The following is a 22,269-nucleotide window of genomic DNA, read 5'->3' as shown; positions in this document are numbered from 1 at the left end:
GCTTTATTTTCAAATATTATTTGAAAATAAGGGATTTTGTGGAAAATGGCAAAACCTCAGGTAACACATAATTATTATGGAACAAAATCGATGGAGCTGCTTATGAAACTAATTAAGTGCAGTATCAAAATGTGCCTAAGTTATTTCGCTGTGAGTCCTAAGAAGACATTTAAGACCAACTAATGACTCTTGGAGAGTAGATGAAACCTATATTAAAGTAAAAGGTAAATGGAAATATTTTTGCCGAGCAGTTGATTTTTGCAACGGAACCAAAATAAGTCAATAACTCAAGGACACGACCGATGTTTTCTATTTTGTAGATGTAGTTAAAAAAGTTTTTCTAGATATTGGTATATACTATGATTATTAATATTAGTTGAGTTCAGTAGATCCAACTTTGATATATATAGACCATTCGCCCATTTATTAATTAAATCGTTCTTAAAAAAGGAGTTCAATATAAGTTGAGGCGGGTATTGATAATTCAATATATTTATTTGATGAAAATAAGGTATTTGTTGAAATCGGAAGTATGTGCATTGTCTGCATACTAAAGAAGCAATCTGACTACGAGATATAAATGTCCAAGAAGCACAGTTCCTATAAAAAGATGATGTTGTGTTTCAATTAGTTTGGAATACAAGCCTTCGAATGGGGATCGAAATTGGAGACAATTCCAGGATAGGAAACGGCCTGAAGTTAGCGATTCCCTCAAACTGAAAACCCTTTCAATGTGTTTCCAGGCTCGATTTATTAATAAATTGGTTCTAGGTTACGGATGGGAATTAATGAAGATCAGGAGAAAAAAGAAGGATCTTATAATCCATCAGAGCAGATCGGATGGATTCGTTATGGATAGCCGAAAGTAACATTAACAATATGTATTTTATGTCTCTAAATGAAGGTTCCAGCTGGTGGGAAAGCTACCATAGCATATATGAGCCTACTACTGCTGTACCACTGCAAAATATGACAAAAGAACAGGGCAACTGGAAAAGATATATATAAGCGGATATTTTTATATATATAGAATTTTTGGTTTTGGGGGGGACTTATTGAAAACTATAAGCGAGAATCTCTGTTCATTTTCCATAAATATGGGAATATACTCGTTTTTTAGGATTGATCAATAACTCACGAACAAAACTGGATTTTTAAGCAAAAGAAATATTAATGTCTTGAACAAGACAGGATATTAATCTACATTAAAAGAGAAATCTACGAGGCCAATTCTGAGATCTGGATGTTCTCAGGAAGAAGATACATAAAGAGTCTAAAAATGGTACTTAGAAACAGGGAAATCTTCCGGGCGGGACTTCATTTTTTGAAAAACCGCATATTCAGTATTTTCTATCTCGAGTATGAGCGGAGACTTGAAATAGAAATTCTTAATTCCGAAATTCCGCATCATATAGCTGTGATTATGGATGGAAACCGCAGGTATGCAGGGCAGCTGGGAAAAACCCGAAGTTTCGGGCATGCGCTGGGAGCAGAAGTTACCGAAAGGGTGATTGAGTGGTGTTATGAGATAGGGGTAAAACAACTTACTCTGTATGCCTTTTCTACGGAAAATTTCCAGCGTTCCGAAGAGGAAGTTGACGGTCTCTTTAATCTCATCAACGAAAAATTCCTGAAAATTTATTCCGACCCAAGAACGCATGAAAACGAAATTCAAGTCCGCGTCATCGGAGACCGGTCAAAATTACCTGCTTTCCTGAATGAATCAATTGAAAAGATAGAAAAAGCTACAGAAAATTACAGGAAATTTCACCTGAACGTTGCCATTGCTTATGGAGGCAGGCAAGACATTATTCAGGCTGTTCGGGACATTGCAGGTTGTATTTCCACCGGGAAACTTTCCCTTGAAGAAGTGGATGAAAATCTTATTTCGAAACATCTCTACCCTGCTCCAGGCGTCTCTGTTCCTAATGTGGATCTGATCCTCCGCACCGGCGGCGATGAAAGAGTTTCTAATTTCCTTCCCTGGCAGGCTAACGGAAGCGAATGTGCGACTTATTTCTGCGCGCCTTTCTGGCCAGAATTCAGAAAAATCGATCTTCTTCGCTCTATAAGGGTATATCAGGCTCGGAAAGCCGAAAAAAAACAGGAACAGTCGTATAGAATTTTAAAAGTTGTAAATATTCTAGAGATAGGAAATCAGGGGGAAAAACGAGAAGACCTTGGAAAACTTCAACAAGTAAAAAAGCAGGGTGTCTCCTGAGATATTCTGTAAGTTTCCTGAGAGGTTAGTAAATACAGCTGTATGATAAATAGCACAAAAATAATACCACGTCAGTTCAATAAATTGTTTTTTGAAGTGACATGCAGAAGCCTCAAATCAAAGTTGTGCTAAGTTATGGAACTATTCAAAATCCAATATATTCACTTGCTTATATGCTTCGTTTTCTTCTTTGTTTCCCTGATTTTCAACGTAATTTTTTATTACATCGGAAGTTGTTCCATCTCCTACAGTTCCAATGTAACCCCCATCACTCCATAGTTCACCACCCCAAAGCTGTTTTTTGATTTCAGGATGTTCTTTAAAGATTTGTCTGCTGTGATGTTTTTTATAATTTGCATCACTTTTGAGAGAGAATATTTTGGCTCAGCATCAACAAAAAGATGGACATGATCACCATCAGTACCAATTGCATTAAATTCAAAACAGTACCTTTCACCAATTTCAAAGCATATGTTTTTCAAAAAATGGGTGATTTCTTTGTCTAAAAGAAGGTTTTTACGAGACTTCATACAAAAAACTATGTTGTACCTGATTTATAGACACAATGATTTGCATGCCGTAGTTCCATTCACGTTAGAAAGGTAGCTAAAAATATAAATCGTTTAGTTAACAAAGGTTCTCGGGGAGGTTTTCCATCCCCGCAGCAAGCTGCGGGGTATTCGACTGAAATAAATGTTTACGAACTAAAAGTATCCTGCCCACATGCTTCTACCCACACTGCTTCTAAAATTACTGATTTAACTTTTTAATCATATTAGAAAAATAATCAGCCAAAATACCGATATATTGATATTCAGGAGACGACTATTTAAAGTGGGGAAATTTGGCTGTACCTATTTTTTCAATTTTCAGGATCAAGCAGAAGCTTGATAAAAAAAATTACCATTATAACAAGAGATAAACGACTCCGCTGCAAGGTTGGACATTCATTTAGAATTAAAAACTTGATACGGGACCATTTAAAGGGTTATTAAAATTACTGGTGAGAAGCGTGAGAGACAGAGAAATCATCACTGTATGTCTCTCAGGCTTGCAGGCGATAACAACTGCCATGAAGGGTTACGGAAAAGTGGAAGTCCTGAAAGGTGGAGTGCCCGCCTGGCAAGAAATAGAAGCCTGAAAAAACCGGAGGGATTTTACTGGGGAAAGAACAGAGAAAACCTAACCGTCTGATCAACGAAAAAAGCCCTTATCTCCTGCAACATGCATATAATCCTGTGGATTGGTATCCCTGGGGAGAAGAGGCTTTTGAAAAAGCAAGGAACGAAAATAAACCTATTTTTCTCTCAATTGGTTATTCTACCTGCCACTGGTGTCATGTAATGGCACATGAATCTTTTGAGGATGAAGAAATAGCAGGACTCATGAACAGGGCTTTTGTTTGCATAAAAGTAGATAGGGAGGAACGACCAGACATTGACAACATTTACATGACAGTCTGCCAGATTATTCTTGGAAGAGGCGGCTGGCCGCTTAATATTATCATGACTCCTGGCAGGAAGCCCTTTTTTGCAGGAACCTATATCCCGAAAAAATCCCGTTTTAGCCAGACAGGAATGCTCGAACTTGTGCCCAGAATAGAGGAGATATGGAACAAACAGCATGAAGAAGTGCTTGATTCGGCGGAGAAAATCACATCTACTATCCAGAATATGATTTCAGAGTCTGCAGGAGAAGGAATCGGGGAAGCAATAATGGAGGAAGCTTATGATGAACTGCTGAGTTCATTTGACAGCGAATATGGAGGCTTTGAAAGAGCCCCGAAATTTCCGACTCCGCACAAAATTTCCTTTTTGCTCCGTTATTGGAGGCGCAGCGGAAACCCTGAAGCCCTCCATATGGTAGAATATACCCTGGATAACATGTATAGGGGAGGAATCCATGACCATCTGGGTTCGGGTTTCCACCGTTACTCCACAGATAACATGTGGGTTGTTCCCCATTTTGAGAAAATGCTGTACGACCAGGCTCTCATTGCAATTGCGTATACAGAAAACTATCAGGTTACCGGAAAGAAGCTGTATAAAGAAGCGGCAGAGGGAATCCTTGATTACGTGTTAAGAGATCTGACGTCTCCAGAAGGCGGGTTTTACTGCGGGGAAGATGCAGATGTCGAAGGAGAAGAAGGAATATATTATCTCTGGACTTTAGAAGAGATCAGGAATGTTCTTAGCCCGGAGGATTCCAAACTGATTATGAAAGTGTTCAATCTGAAGGAAGAAGGTAACTTTGAAGAAGAAATAAGAGGTAAAAAAACCGGAACTAACCTCCTTTATATGCCCCGCTCTCTGGGATCTCTTGCCGCAGAACTGAAAATTTCCATTGACGAAATTGAGAGCCGAGTAAAACTGATTAAAGAAAAGCTTCTGGAAGCTCGAAACGAACGTAAAAGACCTGCAAGAGACGATAAAATTCTGACCGACTGGAATGGGCTTATGATTGCAGCTCTTGCAAAAGGTTTCCAGACTTTTGGTAAGGAAAAGTATTTGAAAGCGGCCGAAAAAGCCGCGGATTTCATTCTCAAAAACTTTTACAGTCCCGATAAGCGATTGCTTCACCGATATAGAGACGGAGTAGCTGGCATTTCCGGAGCTGCCGATGACTATGCTTTCCTGATCCATGGACTCCTTGAGCTATACGAGACCGGATTCGAATTGCGCTATCTTAAAGCAGCCATTTGTCTTAACAGGGAACTTCTTGAGCACTTCTGGGACCCCGCCCATGGGGGGCTCTATTTTACTGCCGATGACAGCGAATCTCTTATCTTCAGGAAAAAAGAGTTTACGGACGCAGCCATACCTTCCGGTAATTCAATTGAGATGTTGAATCTTCTTCGGCTTTCCAGAATGACTGCAGATCCTGAATTGGAAGATATAGCTGAAGGGTTGGAACGCGCTTTTTCAAAACTGATTAGAAAAATACCATCAGGATATACCCAATTCCTGTCAGCTCTTGACTTCGGATTGGGTCCTGCATATGAAGTGGTAATCTCCGGAAAACATGAAGCTCTGGATACAGGACATATGCTCGAAGAGCTCTGGAGTTATTTTATTCCTAATAAAGTACTGGTATTCAGGCCAGAAGGAAAAGATCCCGAAATTACAAATCTGGCAACATACACGAAAATGCAAGTTCCTATAGAGGGAAAAGCTACTGCATATGTCTGCCAGAATTATGAGTGCCAGCTTCCGACCACTGAAATCAACGAAATGTTAAAAATGTTAAATGTATGACTGCAGCTGAAACTATAGGCGGCAATCAAGTGAATTTATCAAAAATCATGGGGATATGAGAAATGAAAGAATATACACTTGAAGAACTTGCAGAGGCTAATGGTAAAAATGGGAAGATATACGTCGCCTATCAAGGCCAGATCTATGATGTCTCTGATAGTTATCTCTGGGAAGATGGCATTCACCAGGGACTTCATGATGCAGGGAAGGACCTCACTGAAGAAATGGACGAGGCACCACATGGGCCTGAAATATTTAAGGATTATCCTGTTGTCGGGACTTTGAAAGAATAACACGACGATGTAAAAATCAACTGCCCACAATATCAGAAATCGCAGAAGATCGTAAATTCGTGGAGCTGTAAGTATAAAAGATAAAGTTGCGTCTGTTATGCCTTAAAAATTTGAAGAAAAAGAAGACGAAAACCCTGTTAAAAGCAGAGGGCTTGAGAAGAAAAAATTGCCTGAAAAGCTAAGACAATTCATAGAGTCCCAGCCCTTTGCTGTCCTGATAACCCAAAACGGCATTGTTCTGAGCCTCGTTGCTTTGTCTCGAATGAGAAAGCTCACTTATCTTCTTTTTCAATTACAAAAGCTACTCGGAAGTATTCATATCTAATGGCAAACCCTGAAGTTTCTCTGTTGATTGACAATGGGAAAAACAAAATTTTTGAGCGCAGCATAATTGAGAAATTCTATCTGATGAAGTATCCCTACCTTGTGGACTTTCTGCATTCTCCTACAACCGATTTAAAATCCGGATAGAAAAATACATTGTTTTGACTCATTTCCAGCATGTTGTTGAAGTTTCGGCCTGACCTTCTCAAAGTCTGACATTTTTTATTCTAATCTGACTTTTTTGTTAAAAGGAATGGATAAGGGAAAATGGCTCATACCCGTCGAAGAAATACGGAAAAAATGTGCAGAGAAAAATGTCTGTCCTTGGTATCCTGCGCAGAAACGGTCTGGTCATCATGGGATGGGAATTGTAATGGTAATGAAGAGGCAAAAATGAATCAATCAAGATTCACGTTATCCGGGACGATCCACAGCAAGCGATTGTGGTAGGCCGGCATTAAGTATAACTGCGATAAATCCCATTTTCCCCTCATGTTAATAGGACTTACAGGTACCCCTGGTACTGGGAAAACCTCTGTAAGCAGGCTCCTGGAAAAAAAAAGGCACTGGAAAGTGATCCACCTTAATGACCTGATAAAAGAGGAACATCTCTACACTGAAATTGATGAGAAGAGGGATGCTGCCGTTGCAGACATGGAACTTATCCGGGAGCGTCTTGCAGAGATTATTAATGGAAAGGATAACAAGGTAATAATTCTTGAGAGCCACCTTGCCCATTACATTGCAGACATTATTATTATACTAAGGGCATGTCCGCCTGAATTAAAAATGAGGCTGAAAACACGCGGCTACTCGGAAGAGAAAATAAGAGAAAATATTGAAGCCGAAGCTCTCGACGTGATCCTGGTTGAGGCTTTTGAATGGTGCAAAAAGGTTTTTGAAATAGACACTACAGGAAAGAGTATTGAAGAAACAGGACAGGATATAGAAAAAATTGTGGATCACATTTTAAGCGGCAATGAAGAAGAGCTGTCGGAGTACGAACCTGGATCCATTGACTGGATTGATCTGGTTCCTTAATAGTTACGAATTAAAAGTGACAAGAAAAGTGGTAAGGGAGATGGGGATCAGATCCCCGGAAGATAAAAACTTCCTTTTCCCTTAAAAGTGCTTAGTTGCAACAGCTCAGTCTCAACAGGTTGAGCAGCTGGAGCAGCCAGAGCATTTGACTTTAATCGTAACGGTTGCACAATCGGTTTTTCCATCCTTACCTTTTACACAGTATTTGAAACTGTCAGTGCAAGATTTACTGCAACTTTTTGGCTTTGTGTAACAGAATTTGCCGTTACTCTGCATCGTTACTTTGCCACCCTGTGCGGTAGTAATAGTTCCCGTAGTTGTAACTTTAAGGTTGGATCCTTTGTCATTACTCAGCACGTTATAGCAACAAGATTTAGATTTACAGTTACATGTAAATTGATCGTCTCTTGCATCCGTCTTAGACTTACTGCATGCAATGTTATCGACTGCTGCTCCTGTCATTGACATGACAAAGAAGACCAGCGTAAAAACACATATTGTCTTGAATATAGTTCTTTGCATGATATATCCTCCATAGTGTCCACTCAACCGTAATTTTTTCAAAGCTATTGGTTTTTAAATCCAGTACTTAGTGACAATGAAAATATACTCTTCCCGATTAAACCCCCCGATTTAGCAGGAAAAATAAATTTTCATGTGGCTGAGTGATTTTTCTACATTTATTCTCAACAAACAGTTAAAATTTAAACTATTTGTTTTGAAGTTTTGTGTACCTTTTACTTTTCCAAAATATTGGCACCAATTAATGCGTTTCATTATAATATCAATCACAGCAATTAACCTGATGCGTCAAACGAAGGTTAAATGTTGAAACGTATTACATAAAACACAAAAAAATGACCCAATAAGTTTATTAAAAAGTTTTCAAAGTACATCAAATAGAAATAGTATCTTCTGTTATAAAAAATTTTCTCCAAAATATACCCTATCTTGTCTATTTATCTCACTTCTTTAATATTTATAGAGAATACTGACCCTAAAATAACACGAAACAAACAGTCAAATCCAGACACTATTAGAAAATACAAGAACTATTAGCAAATTCTATCTCTTCAAAAGCTCATTGCAAAACAGTTTTGTTCTTAATCAGTAAAAGTTTCAGAAATAATTTTCACGGCCAGAAATCTTGATTGATTATTCAGAATATGGGGTTAAGAGAAGCAATTTTGAGTTTTGGGATCAGTTCCAAAACTTAAGTCTTATGGCTTAAGATTTCAAGAGCTGAAAATGGGTTAAGAGTAAAGATAAAATTAGATAAAAAAGAAACAGAAATAGACTTATTACTTACCTAATTATAAAAAATATTATAAAGAAGAATTATTGTCACTTGCAGAAACGTTCCTGAGGCGAGTTACTCCGTCGATTTCCTTGATTACTTCTACAATTGGTTTTGGAACAAGGTGTTCCCATTTTTCTCCTTCAACCATCCGCCTCCGGATTTCCGTGCCTGAGTACCTTTCCCGGACATAAAGAGGGGATTCTTTTACGCAAAACCCGGCTTCCCGGAAGAGCTGGATAACCAGCGGATTGTTCGAGTACACCACTTCAAAATTCGGGGTTCTGGAAGCGACATGGCGAACCCATATAGAGTTGTACCTGACGTCTTCGATAGGGAGAACATAATGGCGAATAGGAAGATTTTCAAGCGCGTTGTATAGCATCAACACCCTTTCCCCTGCCGTAAACGGGTCAGTGGCTTCATGACTTTTCTGGGCACTTCCTATACCTATGACCAGTTCGTCAACCTCTTCTGCTATCCGCATAATTATGGCATGGTGCCCGAAATGATACGGTTGAAAACGTCCAATGTAGAAAGCTCGTATCATTTCGGATTCCAACCTCCAATTGTGCTTTATTTATCCTGCGAGATATATTTTGATTTCACATCGTTTCATTACGGATTCCTGTCTCAAAGCTAAACTCTTTACAGACTTCCAGAAAATGTTCAGCATTGTTTTTGCGCTTCATATCGATGAGTTTTCCAACAAGTTCGAGACCCGGCTTGGGATCTTCCATGATCTCCATTTCGTCGCGGACCATATCAAAGTATTTCTCCCCGGCCTCTGTCCTTATAAAGACCGAGTTCCACCCGTCAGGAGCCCCAACAGAACCTACCGAAATGTCGGCAAAGACCGAGGTGTAGTCGCAGCAATGGTGGCAGGGGTTCCGGGCGTATTTGGCTACATCTTTGATTGGGACGGAGTGAACCTCGCCGTCATCTGTGTAAACCCAGAATTTACCTTTGGTAAACTCCATCTTTCGGACGTCTTCGATCTTGACTTTGAGGATCTCGGGAATGATCTTTTCAAGCATAACCTCATGATGAAAACTTTCCATACAGAGCAATCCGATAATAAGCACGATCTTTTCGTTTATATTATCCTGGATCAGCCGTGCAGAATGGACCTGACAGGGCACCCCTACAACTGCAATCCGATCATACTTTTCGAAAGCTTGTCTGAGAGCTGCAACGACCGGATCGGAGGTGTACTTGGTTCCCCTTGTCCTCTCGACGTCTTCCGCACTTGTCAGTAAAACTACTTCAGGTTCCCATTTTTCGTTTCGGGTAATTCCAACGGCGCAGTCGATTTTGCCTTGCTTGAAAAGGGATTTAAGGATACCGCTGGTTACTCCCCCGTCCTGGCTGCGGGCACTGTTGCTGGACTTTGCGGCAAAAAACTTGCGCACATTTGCAAGTTCGTTCTCGATGAAGCCGTCTACTACTGGACAGACACGGCTGCAGATTAAGCAACCTTCACAAACCTGATATCCAGCCCCTTTCTCATAAAGGCTCAGATTATTCGGATCTCGAATTTCTGCCGACTTCTTTACAGTGACAGCCCCTATGGGACATACGGCCTCGCATGCTCCACAGGCTGCGCATACGTCATGTTCAATGACTTCTGCAATCTTTGGTGGCAATTAGTTACCTCCAATGCCTTGATGTGCTTGCCTTACAGACAAGATGTTTTTGAAAAATATAATAGTAAGATAAAAATATTATGCAGGATGTAATAAAATTACATCTTTGCAATGATCTCTTTACCTATAAGCTTTATTGCTTTTTCTTTGTCAGGGCCGATCGGAGATCCGGCAACAATCTGGGTAACTCCGATTGCTTCAAGGTCTTTGATCCTCTTCATGCAGTCCTCTGGAGTTCCGCAGATGGCAAAGGCTTCAATCATTTGTGGAGTAACAAGTCCTCCCATAAGGGCTCCGAAGTCTCCCTTAGCAATGGCTGCACCGATCTGGCTCTTAGCTTCGACCGGAACTCCATGACGTTCGAGAACAAGGTCAGGGGAGCCTGCGACAATGAAAGCAACCACTACTTTTGCAGCATTGACTGCCTTTACAGGGTCCTTGTCAATTGAGAAACAGGCATATGCTGTAACATCGACTTCGCTGGGATCACGGCCAATTTTTTCGGCTCCTTTCCTAATTTGTTCGACAGCAACCTCGAAGTCCTTCGGGTGGGAAGCATTAATAAGGACACCGTCTGCAACCTCACCGGCAAGTTCGAGCATCTTGGGGCCCTGGGCACCCATGTAGATCGGGACGTTTCCAGCTTTGAAAGCAAGCTTGGCACCTGCGAACTTCACCATTTCTCCATCCATGGAGACTTTCTGACCTGCGAGGAAACTTCTGATTGCCTGGATTGTTTCTTTGGTAGTTGCAAGAGGTTTTTCCCATGCAATGCCCATAGCATCAAAGGTTGCCTTGTCTCCAGGCCCGAGACCGAGAATTGCTCTGCCACCTGAAATTTCGGCAATTGAAGCAATACTGGAAGCCGTAATTGCAGGGTTCCTGGTATAAGAATTTGTAACTCCGGAACCGATCTTGATACTGTTGGTGTTCAGAGCGAGAACGGCAAGAGTAGAGTATACATCACGGTTGTTGTAGTGATCAGTGATCCAGACATAGTCGAATCCCTGCTGTTCTGAAAGCTTTGCGTAATATGCGATCTTTAAGGCAGGATCGCTAGGCACAAATTCGATTCCGAACTTCATCTCAAATTACTCCTGGTTACTATTTAAAGGTAAAATGGGTCCATTTTTTAGTCCCCAAAAATATATTTATTTTGAATAATAATTAATATCTGTTACAATAGATATTAATTATAACCTTGAACTAAATTCACATAACAGTATTTAAGAATCTATATATAATTAACTATATTAAACGAGTTATATATAACCCGAATGATAAAATAGAATATTTATCTATACTTCATGAATGTTTATCTGTGCTTCATAATGGAGTGCTTTTCAAGCCGGATCCATTCAAAAGAAATAATCAATCTTTAAAAACCTTTTCGAGAAAAATACATTTTAAAAATCCATTATAAATATCGTTTGTCCAGAGCAGGAAAAAGAAAAGGTAACTTTTTTGAAATGAATCTTTTTGCTGAAACAGGGAAAAGATTTATATTGGAAAACGATGGGTGCAGAAAATTTTCAGGTATTTCCGGCAAGAATTACCTGTAGATATGAGCAAAAAGAAAATGGGGATATTAAAAGAAAAGGTGGCTGAACTCAGGCAAAAAATAAACAATAAATTCAAATAGATGTCTTAAGATTAGGAAAAATCATATTGTGTTTGAAAAATCCTTACAATTATATACAAAGAAAGGTTGTTATATAAGTATTAATAAAAACGGAAAGTTAAATCAAAAATGAAGGAAGCCCTTAAACTGCCTGGAGAGCTAAATTCGGTGAAAGGAGGTGAGCTGGCTATGGGTGTATCTGCTAAAGGGGAAAAATACCGCTGCGAGATTTGCGGCAATGAAGTTATCGTAGAAAAAGTAGGAGGCGGAACTCTTGTTTGTTGTGGAGAAGATATGACTCTTATAGAAGAGAAGTGAAATATTAGTTGAGTCTTATTTATGAAATTTACGTACATAGCACTTTCAAACCTGACATGAGGTAAAGAAATACTTTTTTAGAGGTCGAACAATGAAATGTTACGAATGCGCCAGAGAAGGTAAAAATACTGATGCTGTTGCGATTTGCATTGTCTGTGGGAGAGGAGTTTGCAAAGAACACCTTATTCATGAGGAAACACCTGCATGGGAAGGAGACTATCCTATCGAGCTGAAGCCCGACGTTGAACATATCAAACGGATTGTCTGCATTCCCTGCCATGAAGCCCTGAAAGAAAACTGCCTGTTTAATGAAGTTTGTTGAGGTGGTCATATGCTGAAATGTTACGATTGCCTTGAGAAAAGTAAAGAGAATGAAGCCGTAGGCATATGCATTGTTTGCGGGAAAGGCCTCTGCATGGAGCATATCAAGCAGGTGGAGTTTCCCATGAAAGGGGGATACCCGTTGCCCCATCTTAATCTGAAGAAAGATCTTCCAAGGATGATGTGTCGTGAGTGCATTGACTCTATTCTTGGAGAGGATTTCTGCGTCTAATTCCACTGCTTGCATATACATTTAACTGAAGAATATTTTTCTTTGCCCGATGTATGAGCAGTAGGAAGCAAAAGCCAGAACAGCCACAGAATAATATTCCCTATCTGAGGAATATATAATTGAATTAGGAACATGTATTGAATTAGTTAGATGTCCAGTTACAAATATAACAACTAAAGAATAATAATAGTTAAGAATCGGAGGCCAGAAATTTGACAGAGCATAAGGAAGTAGTGGAAAGTATAGGAAAAAAAATGGGATTCAAGCCCCATATCCTGGAAACTCTTGAGGAACTTGATCCTGAATTTCTTGGGAAGTACAGGCGATGCGATGGAAAACTGTTATCTGATGGAGCCCTGCCTGCAAAGACAAAGATCCTTATGGCTCTTGCGGTTGTGGCATCGAAACAGTGTGAGTCCTGTACAGTAGCGCAGATGAAAAGTGCCCTGAACCATGGGGTAACCAAAGAAGAAATTATGGAAACAATGGACGTTATCTTTATCACCTCAGGAGCTCCGGCTGTAGCTGCGTGCAGGGAAGCCCTGAAGCTGCTGAAATAAAATGAGTGTGCTTTGAAAGAATAAGCACGTTTATTTACTTTTGTTTATTTTTTTGCCGCGGCTAGTACACGAGATAGTGCGTCCTCAGGAAACAAGGTTTGGAGTGCCTGCAAGAATACACTCAAAATATTGAAAGTGTAAAAAGCCTAAAGTAAAAACGGAGATCCGAACAACAACTGTTACTTACAATCTGATTTTATTCCTTAAGATGTCTGAACAAACCTGATATCGAATTAAGCAAAATTCCGGTAAAAGCCATACCTATTCCTACGAAGGTTAGCAGGACCATCAAAACAGTCGGCCCGAAATTAAGGCTTTCACCAAGGTAAAAAGTTTGTAAAAAACTGAGACCCATGTATAACCCCGCTGTGCTGAGAACCAAACCCGGCAGGGTAAAACAATACAGAGGCTTATTAAACTCCATATTTTTGAAAGTATTTAACAGAGCAGTCAGGCTGTGTCTGAAAGGATTTTTAGTCGAGCCGTTCACGTAATACATTTGAATTATATTTTGAAGCGTAGAATCACCGTCAAGGTCATTAAAAAATCCTTGTTAACTTATATAACCGGACTAATTTTTTGGGATGAAGTGATTTTAAGATATAAATACCCATCTAAAAGAACACGCATGGATAAAATTATATATAATTACGAAGAAAATTAGTCTTTCATTATTCTTAATAGTGCCGCAAGGGGAAAGTCCTCGCAGCCTGTGAACTCTTTTCGAAGAAATTATCTTACCGGCCTTTTGCTGGAAATCCAGAATAAACCCTTTTTTTGATGACTTAAACTAAGGTCGTGTCCATGAGTCATTGATTAATTCCGAAAAAGCAAGTACACCCTCCACATTTGAATAAATTATAGATAAATCCTTCTGCTTATGGTTTTCAATAACTCACGCCCACTGCCCAAACTAAATACACCTGGAATCTATTGAACAAACCCAAAAAATTTTGTTTTTGAATTTATTGAATGTGTGGACAGTTTCCCCAAGATTCATAGTTTCATATTTTTACCCTTAAAACAGGTATTTTTTTAGTACGGGTTCTAAAAATGTATAAAGTTTAAGATCCATCTGAGCAAATATAGTGTTAATGTAATTATGAAAGTTTTTTATATAGAAACAAAGCAAAATCTGGAATTAAAAGAGAATAATGAGGAAAAGCAAGTCGATAGACAATAATTGAGAATCAGATAATTTAAGTAGCTGCAAAGGGGGATCCACTAAAAATTTAATAAAGTTTGAAAGAACTTCACGGCAAGGACACGGAAAAAATATGACGATTGCAATTGTTCTCGGCACTAGTGTCGCGTCAATCCTCAAATATTTAACGATTGTGAATAGATTCAATCGATTTTATACGACATTTTGCTTTGGACGCTACATTAAGCCAGAGATCATAAAAATGAGCCTATAGACTTTTTAAAATGAAGGGGTAAAGAATTTTGCCTAAAGTTGCATTAATAACAGGAATTACCGGTCAAGACGGTGCCTATCTTGCTGAATTCTTACTTTATAAAGGATATATTGTACATGGAATCAAGCGTCGATCTTCTTCTTTCAACACTGCACTCTTCGACCGCTTCAATAACATTTTTTGTACCGAGAACGTTGGTGTTAATAACCTCTTCAGGAAATTGTTCACCTGTTGGAACATGCTTCAAAGCAGCAGCATGCATTACATAATCTACATCTTTGAAATGCTTTAAAACCCTGCTCTTATCTCGGATGTCGTCTACAACATACTCGATGTTATTATCATTTATTTCAACAAACATATCATGTTGCTTTTTTTCATCCCTGCTGAAAACAACGAATTTTATATCACAATCCTTTGAAAAATCAATAAAAGCATTTCCAAAAGAGGCCTGTACCGCCTGTAATTAATATTCTTTTTCCTTTTATCAGATTCATAAAATCACTTTTTGAAAGATTAAAAGTTTGGGGATAAGAAAATATGAAATAGATATAAAGAGAACATAAAAACCAATTATTAAGTCGATCTCGTGTCCTTCATAATTGCAGAATCTCTTTTCTAAAGCTAATTAGTGAAATTTAAGAGAGGGTTTCACGGATGTGATCTCAAATATTAATAAATTAATTACAAAGATAACATGATAAATAAATTAAAATATACAACATAAATAGTTTAAATATTAGTCCAAAGTTCAATATGCAAATAATTACGCTCAAAAACGAATAAAAGAAGCGTCATAATGCCTTATTCTTTTATCCGAGTTCTTAATAAAGATATAACCGCAGTTGTTTAGTCTGGAAGACTATAGAAGACAATTGTGTATTCTAGCGAATAGACATTTTAAATTATAAAAAGAACTACATTGTATAACTGTATAAAGATAACAGGGTTAAATAGTAAGAAATATTATATAGTAATAATAACACAATTCCATAATCGAGTGATTTTTCTATTTAATTTCATCCTTAAAACCCGAATTTGACAGATTTTACTAATTAATACAGTAATTATTTAGAAAAAACGCATTGTATAGGCACAAAATCAATCGGAAAAATGAAAAAAATGGTTAGAGTATCAAATGAGGTTATATTGTACACATTTTAACTTCTGTAGAGGTCATGGAGGATTAAGGTACAGAGATGAAAGAGGGGTTGAGTGCAAAAATACACCTGCAAGAGAAGCAGGAATTACTGAGTCAAAATGGACTTTTGAGGAACTGATGAAATTTAAGTGTTTTAAAACATCAATCGGATAAAGAGGGACCATCAATCAGTTTAAGCATTATAAAATATACGGTCGTGGGGTGAGTTATTGAAAACAGTAAGCACAAGAATTTCTCTACATTTTTCTCAACCACGGAGAATGTACTCTTTTTTTCAGAGTTGATCAATAACTCACGGACAAGACCAAATATACACATTTATCAAATTCGAGGTAATATATGTTTGATATTTTTTCCAATTTAAATTCTGAAATTAAAAAGATGGAAAAATCTGATTTTATTAGCTTATATAGAAATTCTTTAATGGGAATAGCCATATTATGGATTGTTTTTTATCATTCAGGAATTAATTTTGGAAAAATTGGATTTTTATCATATTTTTGTTCATTTATCAAATATACAGGATATCTTGGGGTTGACATTTTCTTTTTTGTTTCAGGATTTGGCTTGATGGCCAGTTGGTATAAAAAAAGACCTTCAATTCTTTTTTTTTATAAACGTAGATTTTTAAGAATAATGCCTATTTATTGGTTCTTTCTTAGTATATATCTTGTTTTGATTAATTTATTTGGAACGCCGATTACAAACTTGGGTACTGTTTTTATTTATTACACAGGATTTAGTTTTTTTATTAGTAGGACTAATAATATTCATTGGTTCATAAGTGCTATTTTGCTCTGTTATTTAATATTTCCATTTTTTGAAAATTATTTTCAAAAAAATAAGAATAAACTAAGATTTTTGATATTTATTGTTACTTTATGTTTAACTTTGGCAATCATTCTTACTGCATCTGCGTTTATTTTTGCTAATAAGTTTAGTTTTCTTCTTATTGTGATTTTAAGATTGCCTGCTTTTTTTATAGGGTCCTTAATAGGGTACATTTATATTAAAAGAGACAATAATTTTAGTTATTTATTTTCAATATATCTCCATGTTTTTTTCACATTTTTTTGCTTTGTAGCTCTTGCCTTAATTTATTATTTTTGTTCTACAGATGACAGATGGTTATATGGTTTGTATTGGTACCCTTTTATGTTAGGTTCTTTTTCACTTACTTTTTTACTCTCTATTCTTTTAGACACATTACATACACGTCATAATTATTTATTAGACTTTTTAGATAAAATCGGAAGGAGTAGTTTGGAATTGTATTTTATCCATTTATTGGTATTTGCATTTATTGGTAGTAAGCTTATTTTCAACTATTTTGGGATCTTACCTGGAAGTAATTATTTGTGGATTGCCGCAATATTTGTATCAGTTATTCTTTCAAATATATTTAACTCAATTTTGTCACATTTAAATATCCTCTTCAAATAGAGCGGAAAGCCTTCTTTTTTCGACTAGATGAACTTTTTACTCTGATCATTTGATCCAGAAAAGGTATCTCACATTTGTGACCCATTATCCCGAAAATAATGAGCCTATCCCAAAACCAATTTTGTTTTCAATCAGTAAGAGTTTCAAAATCATTTTTCATGATCAGAAACTCGATTGATTATTCAGAATACAAGATTCAAAGAAGCAATTGTGAGTTTTGGGATCAGCTAAATAAAAATACCAGAAATTTCATCCAGTTAATGGGACAAAACTAATTTTCCTAAAAATTAAGATATTAAGATAAAATGGGAGAATTATGCCTAATACAATATATATAATAGATAGCCCAGAATTAGTATGTATAAATAAGTGATTAGCTACGTCAATTGAATATTTAATAGGTATATGTAAAAAAATGATGGGCAGCGAGTTAGTACCAATAGAAGTTAATACAGTTTTCACACTGTATGGTAAATTAAATTGTGTAATATAGACTGTTGATAATATGAAAATAATAGGGATAAATAGGTCTAATAGTATGTTATTATAGATTACATGTTTTAGATCTAGGCTATAGTCAATTATACCATTAATGTTCAATATAATGAACACAACAGAAAGGATAATAGCTGTTATACATACAGCATTCATATTTATTGAAATTGATAATATTTTTATTGATTTTAATCTTTTTAAATCCAATAAATCTTTTGCATAAAAACCAAATGCATAGAAAAGAAGTGCAAACATAGAAACATCAGCATTCCATGGTATTGGAATACTCATAAACCCAGCTTTTATATAATTTGCTTCAATATGTGCAAGGAGATACAGAGCAAAAATAATTAGTAATTGATATTTTATTGATTTTATGCTGGTATGTATAACTGCAAATATTATTTGTGTTATTAATAAACAAGTAAAAAACCAATACACTCCAAACAATCCGCCAACTGCCCTGCCGCCTATAAATAAAACAATTAAAAAATGAGTACATATATGTAAAAAATCGGTGTCTTGCATAACTAAAATTGGAAGCTGGCAAAATGTAAAAACAAGTATAAGGTATGAAAAATAAGGTATTAATAACCGAGATGTGCGTTTTTTTATAAATGACTCTATTTCGTTAGTATATTTTAAAGATTTGAAGAGAAGTCCACTTAGTACAAAAAAGAGAGGCATATGGAACCAATAAATATATTTTGAAAATGTTCCGATTTCTGAATGGCCGATAACAACCAGTACAGTAGTCAATCCTCTTAAAATATCCAACCACTGAACTCTTTTATTAATATCAATACACATATTGAACTTGTCTGTGGAATCTCTATAAATATATATAGATAGTGTGTTTTCATGATATAAAATATTTTTGATTTAAAAATTCCTGAAACGCAGACATTGGAAATAATCTAAGCGAGAATATCTAATTTAGTTATAGTGTCAATATGTATCAAAATCGAAAAAGTTAGATTTTTTTAAGTTAGTGCTTATAAAAATGGTAAACTCTTTTGGAGAATCTCAATACCGAACTATTTATATGTTTATTCGTATTAGTCATTAGACACAACAAAGAAATAACTAAAGTTTATTACAGTGAAGTGATAACATAGTGAAAATTCATCCTGAAGGAATCCGAATATTACATATTGGTAATATCGCTGGTGTGCCTCAAAACATAAGAGATGGGCAGCGTATGTTTGGCTATAAAAGTGAGGTGCTTTCATTTGGCGAAGATCAATTTAAATATGGAGTTGACATCTCTTTTTCATCACATGGTAATATCTCAAGAAAAATAAACATATTGTATAATATTATAAAAATAATTTTTCAATATGACATACTTCATTTCCATGCTTCTTCTTTGCATCGAATGGGTCTAGATTTATTGATTTGGAAAGTCTTAGGTAAAAAAGTAATTATGCACTATCACGGATCTGAAATAAGAAATAAAAAACAACCGCTTATTCAGAAATACTTTGCAGATAAATGCGTTGTATCTACTCCTGATCTCTTAGCTTTCGTTCCTAATTCCATATGGATACCAAACCCAATAGACACAAAAAAATACATTTTTGTGGAACCAAATCTGCAAGTTAATAAATTGAGAATACTTCATGCACCCAGTAACAAAAATATAAAGGGTACTGAACATGTGATACAGGCAATAGATAAATTAAAAAAAGATGGATACGACATTGAGTTTATCCTATTAGAAAAAGTATCTCATGACAAAGTCTTAAAAGAAATCGAATTATCTGATATTATTGTAGACCAACTTATTCTCGGATGGTACGGCGTGTTTTCAATTGAAACGATGTGCATGGGTAAACCAACTTTATGTTATATCCGACAAGATTTGTCAGAGAATTATCCAGAGTTACCAATTTTAAATACAACCCCGAAATCAATATACGTAAATTTGATTGAACTTATCGAAAATCAAGAGCACAGGATTGAACTTGGAGCTCAAGGACGACGATACGTTGAAAAAATACATGACTCAAGAGAGGTAACAAAGAGATTAATTGACATATATACTAAATAAGTGAAACATTTTATTTTTATCATGATTAGAGATAAAATAAACAGAAAATAATGTTAATTCTATAATTTGTAGAATTACTCCTAATAATATATCATTAATTAAGTTTTTAAAACTTAGGAAAAAACATATTAAGAGTCCACTTAGAAATAACACCTTAATATACCAAATGAAATCTACTCTTATATTTATTAAAGTTTTCATAAAAGATATCATCACAACTGTTGAAACAATTAGAGAAATAGTTGTTGCTAATGCAGCCCCATTCATTCCATAAATAGGTATCAGAACAATATTTAAGACGATATTTGAAATTGCTGAAATTAAAGGAATTTTGTAGACAAGAGAAACTTTTCCCACGCTAGCAAAAATAGAACCCACTGATTTAGTAATTCCATATAAAACAGTTCCAATAAGCAGAATAATTAAAGGAAAATATGAGTGCTCAAATTCAGCCCCAAAGATAAGAGATATAACCCTATTTCCAAAAAAGATAAAAAAAGTAGTACCGAAAACTAAAAAAAGGCAACTATATTTCATGCATTTATCAACCAAAATATGTATTGATCCATTCATTTCTTTTGCATGATATTCAGAGATCAGAGGAAAGGTGATTTTCTGAATCGAATCCGGAAGAATCCAGATAAGTTTTGCAAACATAACCGCAACGCTGTAAACCCCAACATCTGTTTTGGTCATAAAATAACCGATCATCAGGATATCTGCCTGATAATTAATAAGATTGATTGCATTGGAAAGTACTGTTTTTGAACCAAAATTAATAAGCTGAAACGCGTTATCAGAAAAATTCGAAAATGTTAGGTTAGGAATCTTCTGGACAAATATCAAAAGCAGTGTAGTCATAACATATGAAAATACAATTCCCACAACTGCACCATTGACACCATAATTGAAAATTAAGAGAAATGTAAAAATCAGCATAGATGCACTTTGAATTATAGAAATCCATGCATTTTTAGTCATTTCTCTTAATCCATTAAGAAGCCCAAAAAGCATGCCAGTAACAACAGAAAATGGAAATGCAAAAGCAAGGATCTTCAGCAGACCTGAAAGTTCGGGCATATGAAAGACAGCCGCGAATAGACTAGCACTCACGTAAATAAAAATAAAAGAAATGAGACCCAATAAAATAGATGTGATCAAACCCCCGGAAACAATTTGCCCTAATTTTTTGTCATTGTCACGAAATTCGGCTACATATTTTATAACAGCTGCAGGAATCCCAATAGTTACAAAAAGCATAACTGTTCCAAAGATAGTGTTTACCATTCGATAAAGGCCCAGATCATCGGCTCCCAAATACCTTCCCAAGACCACAGTTATAGGAAATCCTAAAAGCATACTTACAGCAGAAGCTATAAACGTAAAACCAACATCGGATACAAATTTTTGGAGATCTGACAAAAAATCACATCATTTCTAATAAATCTAAATAGACTAAAAATTTATGAAAATTTCAGCGAGAGTAAGAGATATTTTTTAAGATTTCACAAATAATTTCACATGAGTTTCCAGTTCCAAAAATGTTACTTTTTAATTCAGCACCTTCAAAATTTAAAATAGCATCCTCAATTTTCTCACAATCCGCCCCTACAAGCACATTCCACCCGTCCTCTACAGTCTCAACCCACTCAGTATTCTCTCTCATGGTTATACAGGGTATCCCAAGCATATACGCCTCCTTCTGCACCCCACCTGAGTCTGTGAGAATCTTTCTGGCATGACTCATAATTTTTAGCATATCTAAATATCCAAGGGGGGAAATGACCGTTACTTTTTCGCACAACTTTTCCCAGAGACCATACTTCTTCAGGTACTTTTCAGTTCTCGGGTGTACCGGAAACACAACAGGAATATCAGCTTCACAGAATGCATTAACTATAGATGAAAGATTCTTGAAGCTGTCGGTATTCGAAGCCCGATGTACAGTTACAACCAGATATTCTTTTGAACTGAGCCCTAGGTACTCCAGAACCATGGCTTTATCTTCTGCAATTTTGATGTTGTATTTCAGGGCATCCAGCATCACATCTCCTACATTGTACACCCCAGTTGTGACCCCCTCATTTTTGAGGTTTAAAACCGCCGTTTCAGTGGGGCAGAAGAGGAGATCCGAGATATGGTCTGTGAGTACTCTGTTAATCTCTTCTGGCATAGTTCTGTCAAAGGAACGAAGACCGGCTTCCACATGTGCAACTTTGATGTGTAGTTTGGAGGCAGCAAGGGCTCCTGCGACTGTGGAATTGGTGTCTCCATAAACCAAGACAAGGTCCGGTTTTTCATTTATCAGAATCTTTTCGATTTCAACCAGCATTTTTCCGGTTTGTTCGCCATGGCTACTCGAACCTACTCCAAGGTTGTAATCGGGTTCAGAGATGTCAAGCTCTTTGAAGAAAATCTCTGATAATTCGGGGTCATAGTGCTGACCAGTGTGCACAAGGATTTCTTTGTGTTCTCTGCGGATAGAGCGAGAAAGAGGAGCGCATTTGATGAATTGGGGGCGGGCTCCGATGATAGATAGGATTTTCATGAAAAATGCCTCATCCAGTAAT

21 protein-coding genes and 5 pseudogenes are annotated in these 22,269 nt (G+C 36.6%); 16 read left to right on the top strand and 10 right to left on the bottom strand.

Features of this window, described 5'->3' with window-relative positions; all coding sequences use genetic code 11:
- Positions 1-157 precede the first annotated feature (157 nt).
- Both RG963_RS04815 and uppS read left to right on the top strand, forming a co-directional pair.
- Positions 158-256: pseudogene (locus RG963_RS04815) on the top strand (DDE-type integrase/transposase/recombinase); the annotation flags it as partial.
- Between the two features lie 1,023 nt (positions 257-1,279).
- Complete coding sequence (gene uppS / locus RG963_RS04810) at positions 1,280-2,221, top strand: polyprenyl diphosphate synthase (RefSeq protein WP_310575146.1); 942 nt, start codon at positions 1,280-1,282, stop codon at positions 2,219-2,221.
- Positions 2,222-2,362: 141 nt separating this feature from the next.
- Here the strand turns inward: uppS and tnpA are convergent.
- A pseudogene (tnpA, locus tag RG963_RS04805) lies at positions 2,363-2,751 on the bottom strand (IS200/IS605 family transposase).
- A gap of 482 nt (positions 2,752-3,233) precedes the next feature.
- Here tnpA and RG963_RS04800 point away from each other — a divergent pair.
- From RG963_RS04800 to RG963_RS04780, 5 genes are all read left to right on the top strand, one after another.
- Entirely contained in the window at positions 3,234-3,362 is a 129-nt protein-coding gene (locus tag RG963_RS04800) for a rhodanese-like domain-containing protein (RefSeq protein WP_310575145.1), read from the top strand.
- Between the two features lie 97 nt (positions 3,363-3,459).
- Positions 3,460-5,475 carry a thioredoxin domain-containing protein gene (locus RG963_RS04795; protein WP_310575144.1) on the top strand — a complete coding sequence of 672 codons (2,016 nt, stop codon included), beginning with the start codon at positions 3,460-3,462 and terminating at the stop codon, positions 5,473-5,475.
- Between the two features lie 62 nt (positions 5,476-5,537).
- Positions 5,538-5,768 carry a cytochrome b5 domain-containing protein gene (locus RG963_RS04790; protein ID WP_310575143.1) on the top strand — a complete coding sequence of 77 codons (231 nt, stop codon included), beginning with the start codon at positions 5,538-5,540 and terminating at the stop codon, positions 5,766-5,768.
- A 324-nt stretch (positions 5,769-6,092) separates the two neighbouring features.
- Positions 6,093-6,239, top strand: coding sequence for a hypothetical protein (locus tag RG963_RS04785; RefSeq protein WP_310575142.1), 147 nt, complete (start codon positions 6,093-6,095; stop codon positions 6,237-6,239).
- A 345-nt stretch (positions 6,240-6,584) separates the two neighbouring features.
- The gene (locus RG963_RS04780) at positions 6,585-7,133 is read left to right on the top strand and encodes an adenylate kinase family protein (protein WP_310575141.1); all 549 of its coding nucleotides are present in this window, start codon (positions 6,585-6,587) and stop codon (positions 7,131-7,133) included.
- A gap of 111 nt (positions 7,134-7,244) precedes the next feature.
- Here RG963_RS04780 and RG963_RS04775 read toward each other — a convergent pair whose 3' ends face one another.
- From RG963_RS04775 to mer, 4 genes are all read right to left on the bottom strand, one after another.
- Positions 7,245-7,655: an Ig-like domain-containing protein gene (locus RG963_RS04775; RefSeq protein WP_310575140.1), complete on the bottom strand. Its 411-nt coding sequence runs from the start codon at positions 7,653-7,655 to the stop codon at positions 7,245-7,247.
- Positions 7,656-8,458: 803 nt separating this feature from the next.
- Positions 8,459-8,980 (bottom strand): nicotinamide-nucleotide adenylyltransferase, encoded by a 522-nt coding sequence (locus RG963_RS04770; protein WP_310575139.1) that lies wholly within the window; start codon positions 8,978-8,980, stop codon positions 8,459-8,461.
- A 55-nt stretch (positions 8,981-9,035) separates the two neighbouring features.
- Positions 9,036-10,076, bottom strand: coding sequence for a F420H2 dehydrogenase subunit FpoF (gene fpoF / locus RG963_RS04765; RefSeq protein WP_310575138.1), 1,041 nt, complete (start codon positions 10,074-10,076; stop codon positions 9,036-9,038).
- A gap of 98 nt (positions 10,077-10,174) precedes the next feature.
- Positions 10,175-11,161 carry a 5,10-methylenetetrahydromethanopterin reductase gene (mer, locus tag RG963_RS04760; RefSeq protein ID WP_310575137.1) on the bottom strand — a complete coding sequence of 329 codons (987 nt, stop codon included), beginning with the start codon at positions 11,159-11,161 and terminating at the stop codon, positions 10,175-10,177.
- A 394-nt stretch (positions 11,162-11,555) separates the two neighbouring features.
- Here mer and RG963_RS04755 point away from each other — a divergent pair, with 394 nt between their 5' ends.
- From RG963_RS04755 to RG963_RS04735, 5 genes are all read left to right on the top strand, one after another.
- Positions 11,556-11,684, top strand: a complete 129-nt coding sequence (locus tag RG963_RS04755) for a hypothetical protein (protein ID WP_310575136.1) — start codon at positions 11,556-11,558, stop codon at positions 11,682-11,684.
- A gap of 142 nt (positions 11,685-11,826) precedes the next feature.
- Positions 11,827-12,015: a desulfoferrodoxin FeS4 iron-binding domain-containing protein gene (locus RG963_RS04750; RefSeq protein WP_310575135.1), complete on the top strand. Its 189-nt coding sequence runs from the start codon at positions 11,827-11,829 to the stop codon at positions 12,013-12,015.
- A 91-nt stretch (positions 12,016-12,106) separates the two neighbouring features.
- Positions 12,107-12,337, top strand: a complete 231-nt coding sequence (locus tag RG963_RS04745) for a DUF2180 family protein (RefSeq protein ID WP_310575134.1) — start codon at positions 12,107-12,109, stop codon at positions 12,335-12,337.
- Between the two features lie 9 nt (positions 12,338-12,346).
- A complete protein-coding gene (locus tag RG963_RS04740; RefSeq protein WP_310575133.1) occupies positions 12,347-12,568 on the top strand; it encodes a DUF2180 family protein in 222 nt (73 codons plus the stop codon).
- Between the two features lie 212 nt (positions 12,569-12,780).
- Positions 12,781-13,128, top strand: coding sequence for a carboxymuconolactone decarboxylase family protein (locus RG963_RS04735; RefSeq protein ID WP_310575132.1), 348 nt, complete (start codon positions 12,781-12,783; stop codon positions 13,126-13,128).
- 196 nt (positions 13,129-13,324) lie between these two features.
- Here RG963_RS04735 and RG963_RS04730 read toward each other — a convergent pair whose 3' ends face one another.
- Positions 13,325-13,483, bottom strand: a complete 159-nt coding sequence (locus tag RG963_RS04730; RefSeq protein WP_310575131.1) for a hypothetical protein — start codon at positions 13,481-13,483, stop codon at positions 13,325-13,327.
- 1,091 nt (positions 13,484-14,574) lie between these two features.
- Between RG963_RS04730 and RG963_RS04725 the strand changes: the two are divergent.
- Positions 14,575-14,709, top strand: a pseudogene (locus RG963_RS04725) (GDP-mannose 4,6-dehydratase); the annotation flags it as partial.
- A gap of 36 nt (positions 14,710-14,745) precedes the next feature.
- On the opposite strand, the pseudogene RG963_RS04720 reads toward RG963_RS04725, so the two are convergent.
- Positions 14,746-14,952, bottom strand: a pseudogene (locus RG963_RS04720) (polysaccharide biosynthesis protein); the annotation flags it as partial.
- A gap of 711 nt (positions 14,953-15,663) precedes the next feature.
- Between RG963_RS04720 and RG963_RS04715 the strand changes: the two are divergent.
- Together RG963_RS04715 and RG963_RS04710 are read left to right on the top strand one after the other, a co-directional pair.
- Positions 15,664-15,861 (top strand): annotated as a pseudogene (locus RG963_RS04715) (IS1-like element ISMac25 family transposase); the annotation flags it as partial.
- 186 nt (positions 15,862-16,047) lie between these two features.
- A complete protein-coding gene (locus RG963_RS04710; protein WP_310575130.1) occupies positions 16,048-17,151 on the top strand; it encodes an acyltransferase family protein in 1,104 nt (367 codons plus the stop codon).
- A 249-nt stretch (positions 17,152-17,400) separates the two neighbouring features.
- Here RG963_RS04710 and RG963_RS04705 read toward each other — a convergent pair whose 3' ends face one another.
- Positions 17,401-18,456 (bottom strand): acyltransferase family protein, encoded by a 1,056-nt coding sequence (locus tag RG963_RS04705; RefSeq protein WP_310575129.1) that lies wholly within the window; start codon positions 18,454-18,456, stop codon positions 17,401-17,403.
- Between the two features lie 307 nt (positions 18,457-18,763).
- Here RG963_RS04705 and RG963_RS04700 point away from each other — a divergent pair, with 307 nt between their 5' ends.
- Positions 18,764-19,699 (top strand): glycosyltransferase family 4 protein, encoded by a 936-nt coding sequence (locus RG963_RS04700; RefSeq protein ID WP_310575128.1) that lies wholly within the window; start codon positions 18,764-18,766, stop codon positions 19,697-19,699.
- Here RG963_RS04700 and RG963_RS04695 read toward each other — a convergent pair.
- Both RG963_RS04695 and wecB read right to left on the bottom strand, forming a co-directional pair.
- Complete coding sequence (locus RG963_RS04695; RefSeq protein WP_310575127.1) at positions 19,676-21,121, bottom strand: flippase; 1,446 nt, start codon at positions 21,119-21,121, stop codon at positions 19,676-19,678. The two genes, RG963_RS04700 and RG963_RS04695, sit on opposite strands and share 24 nt — an antisense overlap.
- A 52-nt stretch (positions 21,122-21,173) precedes the next feature.
- Positions 21,174-22,247, bottom strand: coding sequence for a non-hydrolyzing UDP-N-acetylglucosamine 2-epimerase (wecB, locus tag RG963_RS04690; RefSeq protein WP_310575126.1), 1,074 nt, complete (start codon positions 22,245-22,247; stop codon positions 21,174-21,176).
- Positions 22,248-22,269: the final 22 nt, after the last annotated feature.

Source organism: Methanosarcina baikalica (assembly GCF_031461075.1).
Taxonomy (GTDB): Archaea; Halobacteriota; Methanosarcinia; order Methanosarcinales; family Methanosarcinaceae; genus Methanosarcina; species Methanosarcina baikalica.
Note: the sequence above shows the minus strand (reverse complement) of the source record. Positions and strands in the feature narration are given on the sequence as shown.